General features: G+C 66.2%; 16 protein-coding genes. 13 read left to right on the forward strand and 3 right to left on the reverse strand.

All coding sequences use genetic code 11. From position 1 onward, the window contains the following. The first annotated feature begins 394 nt into the window (after positions 1–394). From urtE to QCE62_RS11875, 13 genes are all read left to right on the forward strand, one after another. The gene (urtE, locus tag QCE62_RS11815; RefSeq protein ID WP_309917984.1) at positions 395–1,087 is read left to right on the forward strand and encodes an urea ABC transporter ATP-binding subunit UrtE; all 693 of its coding nucleotides are present in this window, start codon (positions 395–397) and stop codon (positions 1,085–1,087) included. Between the two features lie 29 nt (positions 1,088–1,116). Beyond that, positions 1,117–1,977: an urease accessory protein UreD gene (locus QCE62_RS11820; RefSeq protein WP_309917987.1), complete on the forward strand. Its 861-nt coding sequence runs from the start codon at positions 1,117–1,119 to the stop codon at positions 1,975–1,977. Positions 1,978–2,158: 181 nt separating this feature from the next. Then, entirely contained in the window at positions 2,159–2,956 is a 798-nt protein-coding gene (locus tag QCE62_RS11825) for a transporter substrate-binding domain-containing protein (protein WP_309917990.1), read from the forward strand. An 18-nt stretch (positions 2,957–2,974) separates the two neighbouring features. Further along, positions 2,975–3,652 (forward strand): amino acid ABC transporter permease, encoded by a 678-nt coding sequence (locus QCE62_RS11830; protein WP_309917993.1) that lies wholly within the window; start codon positions 2,975–2,977, stop codon positions 3,650–3,652. Continuing rightward, positions 3,649–4,299: an amino acid ABC transporter permease gene (locus QCE62_RS11835; protein ID WP_309917997.1), complete on the forward strand. Its 651-nt coding sequence runs from the start codon at positions 3,649–3,651 to the stop codon at positions 4,297–4,299. Before QCE62_RS11830 ends, QCE62_RS11835 begins: the two co-directional genes overlap by 4 nt. Continuing rightward, a complete protein-coding gene (locus QCE62_RS11840) occupies positions 4,286–5,005 on the forward strand; it encodes an amino acid ABC transporter ATP-binding protein (protein ID WP_309918000.1) in 720 nt (239 codons plus the stop codon). Before QCE62_RS11835 ends, QCE62_RS11840 begins: the two co-directional genes overlap by 14 nt. A 98-nt stretch (positions 5,006–5,103) precedes the next feature. Beyond that, the gene (gene ureA, locus QCE62_RS11845) at positions 5,104–5,406 is read left to right on the forward strand and encodes an urease subunit gamma (RefSeq protein WP_309918003.1); all 303 of its coding nucleotides are present in this window, start codon (positions 5,104–5,106) and stop codon (positions 5,404–5,406) included. A gap of 14 nt (positions 5,407–5,420) precedes the next feature. Next, complete coding sequence (locus tag QCE62_RS11850) at positions 5,421–5,726, forward strand: urease subunit beta (RefSeq protein ID WP_309809435.1); 306 nt, start codon at positions 5,421–5,423, stop codon at positions 5,724–5,726. Between the two features lie 27 nt (positions 5,727–5,753). After that, positions 5,754–7,460, forward strand: a complete 1,707-nt coding sequence (gene ureC / locus QCE62_RS11855) for an urease subunit alpha (RefSeq protein ID WP_309918005.1) — start codon at positions 5,754–5,756, stop codon at positions 7,458–7,460. A 4-nt stretch (positions 7,461–7,464) separates the two neighbouring features. Further along, entirely contained in the window at positions 7,465–8,100 is a 636-nt protein-coding gene (gene ureE / locus QCE62_RS11860; RefSeq protein WP_309918007.1) for an urease accessory protein UreE, read from the forward strand. After that, positions 8,087–8,767, forward strand: coding sequence for an urease accessory UreF family protein (locus tag QCE62_RS11865; protein ID WP_309919811.1), 681 nt, complete (start codon positions 8,087–8,089; stop codon positions 8,765–8,767). The genes ureE and QCE62_RS11865 overlap by 14 nt, the downstream gene beginning before the upstream one ends. A gap of 8 nt (positions 8,768–8,775) precedes the next feature. After that, positions 8,776–9,426 (forward strand): urease accessory protein UreG, encoded by a 651-nt coding sequence (ureG, locus tag QCE62_RS11870; protein WP_309809441.1) that lies wholly within the window; start codon positions 8,776–8,778, stop codon positions 9,424–9,426. Between the two features lie 165 nt (positions 9,427–9,591). Then, entirely contained in the window at positions 9,592–10,770 is a 1,179-nt protein-coding gene (locus QCE62_RS11875; protein WP_404987359.1) for a glycosyltransferase, read from the forward strand. 3 nt (positions 10,771–10,773) lie between these two features. Here the strand turns inward: QCE62_RS11875 and waaA are convergent, their stop codons facing one another. From waaA to waaC, 3 genes are all read right to left on the reverse strand, one after another. After that, the gene (gene waaA, locus QCE62_RS11880; protein WP_309918012.1) at positions 10,774–12,123 is read right to left on the reverse strand and encodes a lipid IV(A) 3-deoxy-D-manno-octulosonic acid transferase; all 1,350 of its coding nucleotides are present in this window, start codon (positions 12,121–12,123) and stop codon (positions 10,774–10,776) included. Between the two features lie 32 nt (positions 12,124–12,155). Then, on the reverse strand, positions 12,156–13,040 hold the full coding sequence (locus tag QCE62_RS11885; protein ID WP_309918014.1) for a Kdo hydroxylase family protein: 885 nt from the start codon (positions 13,038–13,040) through the stop codon (positions 12,156–12,158). A gap of 83 nt (positions 13,041–13,123) precedes the next feature. Next, positions 13,124–14,119, reverse strand: coding sequence for a lipopolysaccharide heptosyltransferase I (gene waaC / locus QCE62_RS11890; protein WP_309918017.1), 996 nt, complete (start codon positions 14,117–14,119; stop codon positions 13,124–13,126). Positions 14,120–14,440: the final 321 nt, after the last annotated feature.

Genomic DNA, 14,440 nt, shown 5'->3' on the forward strand with positions numbered 1-14,440 from the left:
GGTCCGCGATCCACGCCCGGAGTGGCCTATGAGGGCACTCTCTACTGCAGTGCCAGAAACGTGGTTCTGTGTCGTGCCGCTAAATGACGCTGGGCGAGAGAAAAGCTGCTTTCTTTGGTGACTTTCTTTGCAGCGGCAAAGAAAGTTACCCCTGCCCCGGGGAGGGGCAGTGCTAATACACCTACGCGAACACAGGAAGTCCATAGAAGCGCTGGCGAACACAAGCAACCCACGCGAAGGACCAGAACGAAGACCCTGGCCCCGGGGAGGGGCAGTGCTAACAGACCGACGCGAACACAGGAAGTCCATCGAAGCGCAAGCGAACAACAAACGACAACAAGCGCAAGCAAAGCAAAGCAAAGCAAAACAAAACCCAACCGCAAGAGCCAAACCCATGTTGGAAATAGAAAACCTGAACCAATACTACGGCGGTAGCCATATCCTCCGCGATGTGCGGATGACCGTCCCGGAAGGCAAGCTGACCGTCCTGCTAGGCCGCAACGGCGTAGGCAAAACGACGCTCCTGCGCTGCCTGATGGGCGTAGTCCCAACCAAAACCGGCACCATAACCTGGCGAAACACAACAATCTCCACAATGCCCACCCACTCCCGCGTGGCGAGCGGCCTCGCCTACGTCCCCCAAGGCCGGGACATCTTCGGCCGTCTGACCGTAGAAGAAAACCTGCTCGTCGGCGCCGCCAGCCGCAAGGCCCCCTCAAAAATCCCCGACCGCATCTACGAGCTTTTCCCCGTGCTACGGGACATGAAACACCGCCGCGGCGGCGACCTCTCCGGCGGGCAGCAGCAACAACTCGCCATCGGCCGCGCCCTCATGAGCGAACCCCAACTCCTGATCCTCGACGAACCCACCGAAGGCATCCAGCCTTCGATCATCCGCGATATCGGCCGCACGCTGCGCCAGCTCGTCGATGAAATGGGCATGACCGTCCTGCTCGTCGAACAGTACTACGACTTCGCCCGCGAACTCGCCGACCGCTACTGGGTCATGAGCCGCGGCGAAATCATCGCGGGCGGCGCCGGCAATGAAATGGACCAGCATGGAGTGCGCGAGCTGATCGCCGTATGATCTCGACTCACCCCTGACCCGCATCGCCCATGCACCACGAATCGCACGCCGCCCTCGCCGATCCCCACGTGTGGCGCGGCCGCCTCGAACTCGGCTTCACGCATCAGCACGGCCGCACCGTCTGCTCGCATCGCAGGCACGAAGGACCGCTGCGGCTGCAACGCCCGCTCTATCCCGAAGCCGACATCTGCCACACCGTGATCGTGCATCCGCCCGGCGGCGTCGCGGGCGGCGACCGGCTCTCCATCGACATCCACCTCCACGAACACACCCACGCCGTCATCACGACGCCCGGCGCCACCAAGTGGTACAAGGCCAACGGCCGGCTCGCCACGCAACGCATCGACATCACGCTCGCCGCCGGCGCCAGACTCGACTGGCTTCCGCAAAACAACATCGTGTTCGAATCATCCAACATCGAGCTCGACTTCAACCTGACACTCGACGACAACGCCACCGCCATCGGCTGGGACGCCATGCTGCTCGGCCGCGCCGCCGCCGGCGAGAAATGGACGCAAGGCCACATCCGGGCGATCTCGCGCATCGGGCATCGCAGCGGCGCCACGCGCTGGCTCGAACGCACGCTGCTCGCCGCCGACGACCCGCTGCGCGACTCACCCCAAGGCCTCGCCGGCTTTCCGGCCTACGGCACGCTATGGGCCGTCGGCCCCGCCTGCGACGATGCGCTCGCCGAAACCCTCACCGCCGCCCTGCCCTTCGACGCCGAACTGCGCGCCGCCGCTTCCTGCGTCGCGCCGGGCGTGCTGATCGTGCGCGCCATCGGCCGCTCGATGGAACCGCTGCAGAACGCACTCGCCGCCTGCTGGACACAACTGCGTCCCGTCGTGCACGGCGTCGAGGCGCGCCCGCTGCGCCTGTGGACTACCTAGTACGCACCACGATGGCGCATCACGCTGCCCCGCAAGGGGGCGCGCCACGGCGCCCGTGAACCGGGAAGCTCGACAGGACAAGACCATCGCCCCGATGGCACGACTCTCGCTTTAAGCCTTCGCTCAAGAGCCGCACTTCCCACGCGGCCGCCAGGATCGAACCAAGACCGAAGGATCATCGATGCACACCCCGTTCTCCCGCGCCCGCCGCACGGCGCTCGCCGTCCTCGCCCTCTCCCTCGCCGCCTTCACGCCCCTCGCCGCCCACGCGGATGCGCTCGACACGATAGCCAGGAACGGCACGCTGCGCGTGGCCGTGCCCGAGGACTATCCGCCGTTCGGCTCGGTCGGCGCGGACATGAAGCCGCAAGGCTATGACGTCGACATGGCCGCGTTGCTCGCGAAGTCGCTGAACGTGAAGCTCGAACTCGTGCCCGTCAACAGCGCCAACCGCATCCCCTATCTGACGACCAACAAGGTGGACCTCGTGATCTCGTCGCTCGGCAAGACGCCCGAGCGCGAGAAGGTGCTGGACTTCTCGACCGCCTACGCACCCTACTTCCAGGGCGTGTTCGGCCCCGCCGACATCAAGGTTGCCGGCCCCGCCGATCTCACCGGCAAGACCGTCGGCGCCACGCGCGGCGCGCTCGAGGAGATCGCGCTCTCGCAGATGGCCCCGAACGCCACCATCAAGCGCTTCGAGGACAACAACGCCACCATCTCCGCCTTCCTCTCCGGACAAGTGCAGCTGATCGCGGCGGGCAACATCGTCGCGGCCGCGATCCTCGCCAAGAATCCGCCGCGCCGGCCCGAAGCGAAATTCGTCATCAAGGATTCGCCGTGTTTCGTTGGCATGAACAAGAACGAGCCGCGTCTGCTCGCCAAGGTGGACGACGCCATCGCGCAGGCGAAGAAGGACGGCACGCTCGACGGCATGTCGAAGAAGTGGTTCAGGCAGCCGCTGCCCGCCAGCCTGTGACCAGGAGCGCGGCATCGTATGGCCTATGAACTTGAGTTCGCCGATCTCGCGCAATACGCGGGCATGTTCGCGAGCGGCGCGGCGACGACGCTCGCGCTCACCGCCGTCTCGACCGCGCTGGGCGTCTCGCTCGGCGTGCTCGGCGCGGCCGGGCGCGACAGCCCGCGTCAATGGCTGAATGCGCTCGTCGGCGCGTATGTCGAGGCAATCCGCAACACGCCGTTCATCGTGCAGCTGTTCTTCGTGTTCTTCGGCTTGCCGGCGCTCGGCATCCACCTGAGCGAGTACGTCGCCGCCATTCTCGCGATGACCCTCAACCTCGGCGCCTATTCCACCGAGATCATCCGCGCGGGCATCGGCGCCGTGCCGAAGGGACATCACGAAGCGGCGGCATCGCTGGCGCTGTCGCGCGGCGAGACCTTCCGCCATGTCGTGCTGCCGCAGGCGCTCGCCAAGGTGTTTCCCGCGCTGACGAGCCAGATCGTCATCACCATGCTCGGCTCAGCCGTCGTCTCGCAGATCTCCGTGCCCGATCTCACCTATGCGGCCAGCTATATCCAGTCGCGCAATTTCCGCGCGTTCGAGACGTGCTTCTTCATCACGGGCGCGTATCTCGTGATGGCCCTCGTGTTGCGCACCGTCCTCAACGCGGCCGGCAAGCGCTTTCTCACCGCCAGCCGGAGCCACGCGCGATGATCGAATTCACTCTCGCGCAGATCGTCGAGAACCTGCTGCTCGCGGCGCGCTGGACGATCGTGCTGTCCGTCGTGTCGTTCGTGCTGGGCGGCATCGTCGGCTTCGCGCTGCTCGTCATGCGCGTGTCGAAGTCGCAAATCCTGCGCATGCTCGTCAAGGGCTACATCCAGGTATTCCAGGGCACGCCGCTGCTGATGCAGCTGTTCCTCGTGTTCTTCGGCCTGCCGCTGCTCGGCATCGACGTCGCGCCGTGGCTCGCCGCGACCGTCGGTCTCACGCTCTTCACCAGCGCCTATCTCGCGGAGATCTGGCGCGGCGCCGTGGAAGCCGTGCCGACGGGCCAGTGGGAAGCGTCGTCATCGCTCGCGATGAGCTACTTCGAGCAGTTGCGCCACGTGATCCTGCCGCAGGCGCTGCGCATCGCCGTCGGTCCCACGGTGGGCTTCGCCGTGCAGGCGGTCAAGGACACGGCGCTGGTCTCGATCATCGGCTTCACCGAGCTGACCAAGGCCGGCACGATGATTTCGAATGCAACTTTCCGGCCCTTCCTCGTGTATGGACTCGTGGCCGTGATCTATTTCGTGCTCTGCTATCCGCTCACGCGCTATGCACGCACGCTTCAAAGGAAATGGCATGCCGCTCGTTGAAACCCGCAATCTCCAGAAGCAGTTCGGCGCCAACCTTGTGCTGAGGGGCATCGACTTCTCCGTCGAGCGCGGCCAGGTGGTGTCGATCATCGGGCGCAGCGGCTCGGGCAAGAGCACCCTGCTGCGCACGCTGAACGGGCTTGAAAGCATCGACGAAGGGTCGATCGAAATCGACGGCGAGCACATGGACGCGCGCCACGCCGACCTGCGCGCGCTGCGCCTCAAGGTGGGCATGGTGTTCCAGCAGTACAACCTGTTCCCGCATCTCACCGCCGGGCAGAACGTGATGCTCGCGCAAACGGTGGTCAAGAAGATCCACAAGGCCAAGGCCCGCGCCACCGCGCATTCGGTGCTGGAACGCGTGGGCCTCGGCGACAAGTTCGACGCCTATCCCGACCAGTTGTCGGGCGGCCAGCAGCAGCGCGTGGCCATCGCCCGCGCGCTCGCGATGAAGCCCACCGTGCTGCTGTGCGACGAGATTACCTCCGCGCTCGATCCCGAACTCGTCGGCGAAGTGCTGGCCGTGGTGGAAGACCTCGCCCGCGACGGCATGACGCTCATCATGGTCACGCACGAGATGCGCTTCGCGCGCAAGGTGAGCAACAAGGTGGTGTTCATGCATCAGGGACGCGTGTGGGAATCCGGCGCGCCGGACGCCATCTTCGAACGGCCCTCGACCGTGGAGCTGCAGCGCTTCATCCAGTGAGCCGCAAGCCATCCGTAAGAACGGAAGCAGGCTAACGAAACAAGGTGTTCCGGTGCTAGCATGGCGCGGCCCGTCACGCTTTACTGCCCAAGAAGCTCATGAAACTGACACCCAGAGAAAAGGACAAGCTGCTGATCTTCACCGCGGCGCTGCTCGCGGAACGCCGCCGCGCACGCGGCCTGAAGCTCAACTATCCCGAGACCGTGGCGTTCATCTCGGCTGCGCTGATGGAAGCGGCGCGCGATGGCCAGACCGTCGCCGAGGTCATGCACTACGGCACCACGCTGCTCACCCGCGACGACGTGATGGAAGGCGTCCCCGAGATGATTCCGGACATCCAGATCGAAGCGACCTTTCCCGACGGCACGAAGCTCGTGACCGTCCATCACCCGATTCCCTGAGCAGAGCGACGCTGATGATCCCCGGCGAATATTTCATCGACGACGGCGAGCACGAACTCAACGCGGGCCGCGAGACCGTGACGGTCGTCGTCGCGAATCATGGCGACCGGCCGGTGCAGGTCGGCTCGCATTACCACTTCTACGAAGTCAACGCGGCGCTCAAGTTCGAGCGCGAGCGGGCGCGCGGCTTCCGGCTGAACATCGCGGCGGGCACCGCCGTGCGCTTCGAGCCGGGCCAGGAACGCACGGTCGAGCTCGTGGCGCTCGCGGGCGACCGCCATGTGTACGGCTTCAACGGCCTCGTCATGGGTCCGCTCTAAATCATTCCCGCAAAGGACGCTGAGAATATGACGCTACGCATCGGCCGCCGCGCTTATGCGGAAATGTTCGGCCCGACCACCGGCGACCGCGTGCGCCTCGCCGACACCGACCTCATCATCGAAGTCGAACGCGACTTCACCACCTACGGCGAAGAAGTGAAGTTCGGCGGCGGCAAGGTGATCCGCGACGGCATGGGCCAGTCGCAACGCGCCGCCGCGGACGTGGTCGATACCGTCGTGACCAACGCGCTGATCCTCGATCACTGGGGCGTCGTGAAAGCCGACATCGGCATCAAGGGCGGGCGCATTTTCGCCGTCGGCAAGGCCGGCAATCCGGATATCCAGCCAAACGTGAACATCGCCATCGGCGCGGCCACGGAAGTGATCGCGGGCGAAGGGCTGATCGTCACGGCGGGCGGCGTGGATACGCACATCCACTTCATCAGCCCGCAGCAGATCGACGAAGCGCTCGCGAGCGGCGTAACCACGATGCTCGGCGGCGGCACCGGCCCCGCGACCGGCACCAACGCAACCACTTGCACGCCCGGACCGTGGCACATGGAGCGCATGCTCCAGGCCGCCGACGGCTGGCCGATGAACCTCGGCTTCCTCGGCAAGGGCAACGCCAGCCTGCCGGCGCCGCTGATCGAACAGGTGAAGGCCGGCGCGATCGGCCTGAAGCTGCATGAGGACTGGGGCACGACGCCCGCGGCCATCGACAACTGCCTCTCTGTTGCCGACGACACCGACACGCAAGTCGCCATCCACACGGACACGCTCAACGAGGCGGGCTTCGTCGAGACGACCATCGCCGCGTTCAAGGGCCGCACGATCCACACGTATCACACCGAAGGCGCGGGCGGCGGCCATGCGCCGGACATCATCAAGGTGGCGGGCGAATCGAACGTGCTGCCCTCCTCCACCAATCCGACGCGTCCCTACACCGTCAACACGCTCGACGAACACCTCGACATGCTGATGGTGTGCCATCACCTGGATCCGTCGATTGCGGAGGACATCGCGTTCGCCGAGTCGCGCATCCGCCGCGAGACCATCGCCGCCGAAGACATCCTGCACGATCTGGGCGCGCTGTCGATGCTGTCGTCGGATTCGCAGGCCATGGGCCGCGTCGGTGAAGTCATCATCCGCACCTGGCAGACGGCGCACAAGATGAAGGTGCAACGCGGCGCGCTGCCCGAGGACACCGGACGCAACGACAACTTTCGCGCGAAACGCTACGTCGCCAAGTACACGATCAATCCGGCGATCACGCACGGCATTGCGCATGAAGTGGGCTCCATCGAGCCGGGCAAGTGGGCGGACCTCGTGTTCTGGGAGCCGGCGTTCTTCGGCGTGAAGCCGTCGCTGATCGTCAAGGGCGGCATGATCGCGCTGGCGCAGATGGGCGACCCGAACGCTTCCATTCCGACGCCGCAGCCGGTGCATTACCGCGAGATGTTCGCCACGCGCGGCGGCGCGCTCGGCAAGACCTCGCTCACGTTCGTATCGCAGATGGCGATGGAAGCGCGCATCGCGGACCGCTACGGACTGACCAAACAGGTGGTCGCGGTGCGCAACTGCCGCAATGTGAAGAAAGCCGACATGATTCACAATGCATGGCAACCGTCCATCAGCGTCGATCCGCAGACCTATCAGGTGATCGCCGACGGACAATTGCTCACTTGCGATCCCGCCACCGTCCTGCCGATGGCGCAGCGCTATTTCCTGTTCTGATGCCATGCGTACCATCGATAAACGCCTGACCGCGAAACTCGCGCCCGTGCTCGTGAAGCGCGCGCCCACCCTGACGCTGCCCTTCGACGCGCGCTGCAAGAGCCGCCTCGCCGCGACGCTCGACAGCGGCGAGGAAGTCGCGCTCGTGATGCCGCGCGGCACCGTGCTCGCGGACGGCGACATGCTGGTCGCGGAGGACGGCGGCTTCGTGCGGGTCGTCGCGGCTGCCGAAGACGTGCTGGTGGTGCGCGCGCCGAGCGTGCGGCTGTTGACGCGTGCCGCCTATCACCTCGGCAACCGCCATACGCCGGTGGAAGTCGGCGCGGACTATCTGAAGCTCGAAGCGGATGCCGTGCTCGAAGACATGCTGAAGCGCCTGGGCGTGCTGGTGGCGCACGAAACCCAGCCGTTCCAGCCCGAGACCGGCGCGTATGGCGGCGGCCACAAGCATGGTCACGACGAAACCTTCAGCGAGGACTATGCACTCGCGCAGAAGGTGTTCGACGAGCATCACGGGCATGCCCACGATCACGCACATGATCACGCACATGACCACGATCATTCGTCATGCGGCCACGATCATTCGCATGACCACGATCACGATCACGGCCACGCTCACCACGGCCATGCGCATCGCTGAACTCACGGCGCTGCTGCATCTCGCGTCGCCGGCACTGCCGATCGGCGCGTTCAGCTATTCGCAAGGGCTCGAAGCGGCCATCGAGCACGGCCTGATCCACGACGGCGACAGCGCGCGCCAGTGGATCGAAAGCGGACTCTCGACGGTGCTGGCGCGCGGTGAACTGCCCTTGCTTGCGCATCAGATCGATTCCTGGCGCACGCATGACGCAGCCGCGCTCCGCGCCGCCAACGACGCCTACCTCGCCAGCCGCGAGTCGGCCGAGTTGCGGCGCGAGACCGAGCAGATGGGCTGGTCGCTGGCCCAGTTGTGCGCGTCGCTCGAATGGGGCAATGCCGCGCGCCGCGAGACGCTCGCATCGCTCAAGCCGATCGCGCAGCCCACCGCCTTCGCCTTTGCCGCCTTCGCGCACGACGCCGCGCCTGAGGCCGCGCTCGCCGCCTACGCGTTCAGCTGGGTCGAGAACCAGGCGGCCGCCGCGCTCAAGGCCGTGCCGCTCGGCCAGCTTGCGGGGCAGCGCATCATCGTCGCGTTGCGCGGACCCATCGACGATGCCGTGCGCCGCGCGCTCGCTACCTCGCCCGACCGGATCAACACCTTCGCGCCGCAACTGGGCATCCTGTCCGCGCGGCACGAATCCCAATACTCACGACTCTTTCGTTCCTAGCCCGACTCATGAACGCTCCCGCCTATTCCGCCGCCGCCCGTCGAACCAAGAAACTGCCGCCCCTGCGGGTCGGCGTCGGCGGGCCGGTCGGTTCCGGCAAGACGACGCTGCTCGAAATGCTCTGCAAGGCGATGCGCGAACGCTACGACCTCGTCGCCATCACCAACGACATCTACACCAAGGAAGATCAGCGCCTGCTGACGGTGGCGGGCGCGCTGCCGGCCGAGCGCATCATGGGCGTGGAGACGGGCGGCTGCCCGCACACGGCGATTCGCGAGGACGCGTCGATCAACCTCGAAGCGGTGGATCGCATGGTGTCGAAGTTTCCGGACGCCGACATCGTGTTCATCGAATCGGGCGGCGACAATCTCGCAGCCACCTTCAGCCCGGAACTCTCCGATCTCACGATCTACGTGATCGACGTCGCGGGCGGCGAGAAGATTCCGCGCAAGGGCGGCCCGGGCATCACGAAGTCGGATCTGCTGGTGATCAACAAGACCGACCTGGCGCCGCATGTCGGCGCAAACCTCGACATCATGGCGAGCGACGCCCGCAAGATGCGCGGCGAACGTCCCTTCGTCATGTGCAATCTGAAGGCGCAGGAAGGACTGGCCCAGGTGATCGCGTTCATAGAGAAGAAGGGCTTGCTGGTTTCGTGAATTGATGTCGCAGTGCGCGCCGCTTCATGAGCGCGGCACGCGCATGCGGTAGCATGACGGCTTCGCAATCATTCCACGCCCGCGCTGTGCGGCGGGCGCTGCACGGTGTCCATCGCTGCCCTGTCCCCTCGTTCGCCCGCGCATTTTCCGGCCGGCCGTGTTCCGGTGCTGTTTCACATTGTCGACTTCGGCAACGGCGGCATCGAGTCGTCGCTGATGCAATGGCTGCATGTCTTCGACCGCAACCGCTTCACGGTCACGCTGTCGGTCATGCACCCGTCGCCTGCTTTCGAGGAACGCTTTCGCCCGCTCGTGCCGGCCGATGTCGCCATCGAAATCCTCGCCGATCAGGACTGGCTCAATCACTTCCAGAAACGCCGCTATGCGCAGAGCCTGAGCAAGCTCGGGCGCGTCGGGCGCGACGTGTTCAACACGCTCGCCGTGCGTCCGTATGTGAAACGCCGCGTGGCCGAGCTTGCGCGCCGCCATGCGCTGATCGTCGACTACGACATGTCGCTGCGCCGTCTCGCCGGGCAGTTCGGCGTGGCGTGGCTGGGCGTCAATCATTTCAGTTTCGACGCGCGCCTCGCCAACCGGCCGCGCAAGCAACGCCGGCTCGCGACGCAGTTCGCCCGCTACGACGGCGTCGGCGCGCTCAACCAGCACATGGCCGACGAGGCCCGCGCCATGTTCGGCGACAGGCTGCAACGGCTGTTCACGCTGCCCAATGCCATCGACATCGAGCGGATTCGCAGCAACGGCGCCGCGCCACAGACGCCGCCTTGCGATGCGCCGTATATCGTGTCGGTCGCGCGTCTCGATGAAATCCAGAAGGACCATCGCACCCTGCTGCGGGCGTATGCGCAACTGATCCGCGATCCGGCCATTCGAGAGCATCTCGTGATCGTCGGCGACGGCGCGTTTCGCGGCGAGCTGCAGGCGTTGTCGAAGGAACTGGGTGTCGATGGCCGCGTGCATTTCATGGGTCAGCTCGACAATCCGCATGCGCTGGCAGCGGGCGCGCGGCTACAGGTGCTGAGCTCGCGCTATGAAGGCATGCCGATGGTGCTGCTCGAAGCGCTCGCGCTCGGCAAGCCGGTGATCGCCAGCGACTGCCCGACCGGTCCGCGCGAGATTCTCGGCGACGGCCGCTTCGGCATCCTGTTTCCGGTCGGCGCCGTCGATGAACTCGCACAGGCGCTGCATCGCGTGCTGACCGACGATGCGCTGCGCGCCAGCATGCAGCAGCGTGCGTCGGAGCGCGCCGAGGAGTATGGAATCGCTGCGAGCAACGAACGCTTCGCGCGCTGCGTGACGGAACTGCTCTCCCGCAAGCCGCACTGACCGCTAATCGGCGAGCGACGCGGCATCGCGCGCCGCCTCGCTTTCCTCCAGCAGCGCGCCCAGCACGCTTACCGTGCGCGCCGTCGCGCCGCGATGCGCCGCCGCGAAGGCCGAGGCCGCCGCGCTCATGGCCAGCCGCCGGGCGCGATCCTGGAGAATCTCGCGCAGGCCTTGTCCCAGTTCCTGCGGATCCTGGACGCGCAGCGCGGCACCTGCGGCAATGGCGTCGCGGGTGGCCTGCGTGAAGTTGAAGGTGTGCGGGCCGATCAGCACCGGCACGCCCGCCGCGCACGCCTCGATCAGATTCTGCCCGCCGAGAGGCAACAAACTGCCGCCGATGAACGCCACATCCGCGGCCGCGTAGTACGCGCCGAGTTCGCCCATCGAATCGCCGAGCAGGACCTGCACGTTGGCCGGCAGGGGCTCAGGGGTATCGGCGCCGGAACCCGCCGCGGCCGGTTTGGGCGCCCACACTGAACGCCGCGCGCTCGTGAGCCCATGGCTCGACAGCAGCGCGGAGACTTCGTCGAAACGTTGCGGATGACGCGGCACGAGAATCAGCAGCGCATGCGGCATGTCCAGCGCCGCGAGCGCGCGCAGCACGAGCGTTTCCTCGCCCTCGCGCGTGCTGGCCGCGACCCACACCGGGCGCTCGCCGATCGCCGCGCGCCATGCCTGGCCCCGCGCGATCAGTTCGGGCGGCGCGCTCATGTCGAACTTCAGATTGCCGAGCACCGCGACATTGCGGGCGCCGAGCGCGGTGAGCCGTTCGGCATCGGAAGGCGTCTGGGCGAGCACGCGCGAGAAGCCGCCGAACACCTCGCGCACCGCGCGGCCGAACTTCGCCGCGCGCCGGTACGAGCGCTGCGACATGCGCGCGTTGGTCAGCACGAGGGGCACGTCGGCACGCTTGCATTCGTCGATGAGCGTCGGCCAGACCTCGGTTTCCATCACGATGCCGAGCGACGGCCGCCACGCCCGCAGGAAGCGCCGCACGAGAATGGGCAGATCGTAGGGAAGATAGCTGCGCAGCACGCGGTCGCCGAACAGCTCGACACCGGTGGCGCGGCCGCTCGGCGTCATGTGGGTGAGCAGGATGAGGGCTTCGGGATGCGCGTCGATCAGCGCTTCGATGAGCGGCTGCGCGGCGCGCGTCTCGCCGACCGATACCGCGTGAACCCAGATGAGCGGTGCGAGATCGCCGGCGCTTCGGCCGCCATACGGCGGCATGTGTCCGAAGCGCTCGCCGATGTGTTCGCGATAACCGCGTTCCCTGCGCGAGCGGATCAGGAGCCGCAGCACCGCGAGCGGCGCGACGATCCACCACAGCGCGCGGTAGATCCGTCTCAGCACGCCGGCGGCCAGACTCGGAGAAGCGGCGCCGCTCAAACGAGCGCCCTGCCCTTCAGGCGCTCGAGAATGCCGAGCGGCGCGCACTCGGGACGGGCCATGGCCTTGACGGGCAGGAAGAAGGTCTGCTCCATCATGTACTGGCCGGACATCACGGCATGCGAGGTCTGATCGGAGAAGCAGACCCATACGGAGCCGGGCGGGAACGGCATGGTTTCCTGCGGCGAGACCTTTTGATAGTCGAGGTCGGCTTTCATCGCGTCGTGCAGATGCAGCATCAGATGGTCGTACTCGCTGCGGCGCGATTTGGTGATGTGCAGCACGTTCATGAGCCAGGCGGCGCCGGGCGCCTGCGCCTTGATGCCGGGCAGGAAGCGCTGCGCCATGTCCTCGAACGGCTCGCCCACGCGCCAGACGCGTGGCGCGCCTTGCGGGTTGATGTTGGTGAACACGCGCAGGATGCGCTCGCCGTAGTTCGGGCGCGACGGGAAGGCGTCGACGTGCAGGCGGCTGTCGTCCTTGCGCCACGAGGTCTCGCGGGTTTCGACCTGATGCAGCCGCAGGCTGGTGGGCGCGACGCGCAGCTTGCCGTCGTATTCGGGAAACAGGCCGTCGACGAGCGAGCGCGCGTTGTCCTGATAGCGCTTGATGAGCGAGCGCACCGCCGACTGCATCACGGCATCGCCGAGCACGCCGTTCAGCGCGCCGCCATTGGGCGCGAGGCTGATGTTCTTGCGCTTCGGATCGGCGATCTTTGGATCGAGCAGCGCGCGTTCGCCGCCTTCGATCGCGAAACGCAGATTCGGGAAATACAGCACCTTGCCGTTTTCGACGCCGGCGAGCAGCGTCTCGCGCGGCACGGAGAGATGTTTCCCGTGCCAGTCGGCGGAGGCGACTTCGATGATTTGCGATTCCGTCATGTGACTATGACCTTGCTTCGAGCTTGAATGACCGCTGTGTTGTCCTGCGCGTTGCCCGCGCGTGCGGGCCATGCACTGAAGCGCTACAACAGGCCGAAGCCTGCGAGCGCGGTCTTGACGTCTGCAAGCGTGGGATGGCGGCTTGCGTCGCCGAGATTGACGACTTGCGGCGACCAGTAGCCGCCGGTGCGCCAGGCGGTCGAGAAATTGTACAACTCGACGGTCGGCCGCTTCAGCGCCGCGGCAATATGCACCAGGCCAGTATCGACGCCGACTGTCGCCGCCGCGCCTTCGATCAGCCCGACCACGGCCGGCAGCGAGAGCCTGGGCGGCACGATGGCGGCTGCACCGAATTCCTTCGCGAGCTTTTCGCTGGTCGCGCGTTCCGCTTCGCTGCCCCAGGGCAGCACGAGTGATGCGCCGCGCGTGACGAGGGCTTGTCCGAGTTCGATCCAGGCGGCTTCGGGCCATTGCTTGTCGGCGCGCGAGGTGGCGTGGACGAACACGACGTAGGGCACGGGCAGGTTGAGACCGAGTTCGGAGACGGCGAGCGTGGCGCGCCGGGTGTCGAGGCCGAAGTCGATGTCGTCGGTCATGTGCGGGTCGGGCAGGCTGAGCGCGGCGGCTACCAGCTTGCGGGTGCGCTCGACGACGTGGGTGCGCGGCTCGACGGGGACGCGCCGGTCGTAGAAGAAGCGCACGGGCCATTCGAAGCCGGCGCCGTCGGTGCGGTTGGCGAGGCCGGCGAGCGGCCCGCGGGCCCAGCTCGCGACCCATGCGGTTTTGATGAGGCCTTGGCAGTCGATGACGAGATCGTAGTTTTCGGCGGCGAGCGAGCGCTTGAACTGACCGATCTCGCGCCAGGTGGCGGGTGAGGCGATGGACTTGCGCCAGCGTCGGAGCGAGAACGGAATGGCGCGATGGACGCCCTGGACCAGTTCGACGAGACTTGTGAAGCTTTCTTCGACGAGCCAGTCGATTTGCGCATCCGGATAGCGGCGGCGGATGTCGGCAATGGCCGGCATATTGTGGACGACGTCGCCAAGCGACGACACGCGGACGATCAGGATCTTTTGCACGCCGGGGGAGTGGCGCCGAGGGCGCCGGGATGGAGGGTAAAGGGGGATTTTAGCGCGGCATGGGAGTTGGACGGCTTACCGCCGTCGGGTGGGGTTGTTGGCACTTGCCGCTTGTCCCTTGCTCCTTGCTCCTTGCCGGGGCCGGGGTCTTCGTTTTGGTCCTTCGCGTGGGTTGCTTGTGTTCGCTTGCGCTTCTATGGACTTCCTGTGTTCGCGTAGGTGTATTAGCACTGCCCCTCCCCGGGGCGGGGGTAACTTTCTTTGCCGCTGCAAAGAAAGTCACCAAAGAAAGCAGCTTTTCTTCTCGCCCAGCGTCATTTA

Source organism: Caballeronia sp. LZ033, assembly GCF_031451265.1.
GTDB lineage: Bacteria > Pseudomonadota > Gammaproteobacteria > Burkholderiales > Burkholderiaceae > Caballeronia.

Bases quoted from the DNA above. Each gene is read 5' to 3' on its own strand.
- urtE (WP_309917984.1), top strand. From the start codon at position 395: ATGTTGGAAATAGAAAACCTGAACCAATACTACGGCGGTAGCCATATC.
- QCE62_RS11820 (WP_309917987.1), top strand. From the start codon at position 1,117: ATGCACCACGAATCGCACGCCGCCCTCGCCGATCCCCACGTGTGGCGC.
- QCE62_RS11825 (WP_309917990.1), top strand. From the start codon at position 2,159: ATGCACACCCCGTTCTCCCGCGCCCGCCGCACGGCGCTCGCCGTCCTC.
- QCE62_RS11830 (WP_309917993.1), top strand. From the start codon at position 2,975: ATGGCCTATGAACTTGAGTTCGCCGATCTCGCGCAATACGCGGGCATG.
- QCE62_RS11835 (WP_309917997.1), top strand. From the start codon at position 3,649: ATGATCGAATTCACTCTCGCGCAGATCGTCGAGAACCTGCTGCTCGCG.
- QCE62_RS11840 (WP_309918000.1), top strand. From the start codon at position 4,286: ATGCCGCTCGTTGAAACCCGCAATCTCCAGAAGCAGTTCGGCGCCAAC.
- ureA (WP_309918003.1), top strand. From the start codon at position 5,104: ATGAAACTGACACCCAGAGAAAAGGACAAGCTGCTGATCTTCACCGCG.
- QCE62_RS11850 (WP_309809435.1), top strand. From the start codon at position 5,421: ATGATCCCCGGCGAATATTTCATCGACGACGGCGAGCACGAACTCAAC.
- ureC (WP_309918005.1), top strand. From the start codon at position 5,754: ATGACGCTACGCATCGGCCGCCGCGCTTATGCGGAAATGTTCGGCCCG.
- ureE (WP_309918007.1), top strand. From the start codon at position 7,465: ATGCGTACCATCGATAAACGCCTGACCGCGAAACTCGCGCCCGTGCTC.
- QCE62_RS11865 (WP_309919811.1), top strand. From the start codon at position 8,087: ATGCGCATCGCTGAACTCACGGCGCTGCTGCATCTCGCGTCGCCGGCA.
- ureG (WP_309809441.1), top strand. From the start codon at position 8,776: ATGAACGCTCCCGCCTATTCCGCCGCCGCCCGTCGAACCAAGAAACTG.
- QCE62_RS11885 (WP_309918014.1), bottom strand. From the start codon at position 13,040: ATGACGGAATCGCAAATCATCGAAGTCGCCTCCGCCGACTGGCACGGG.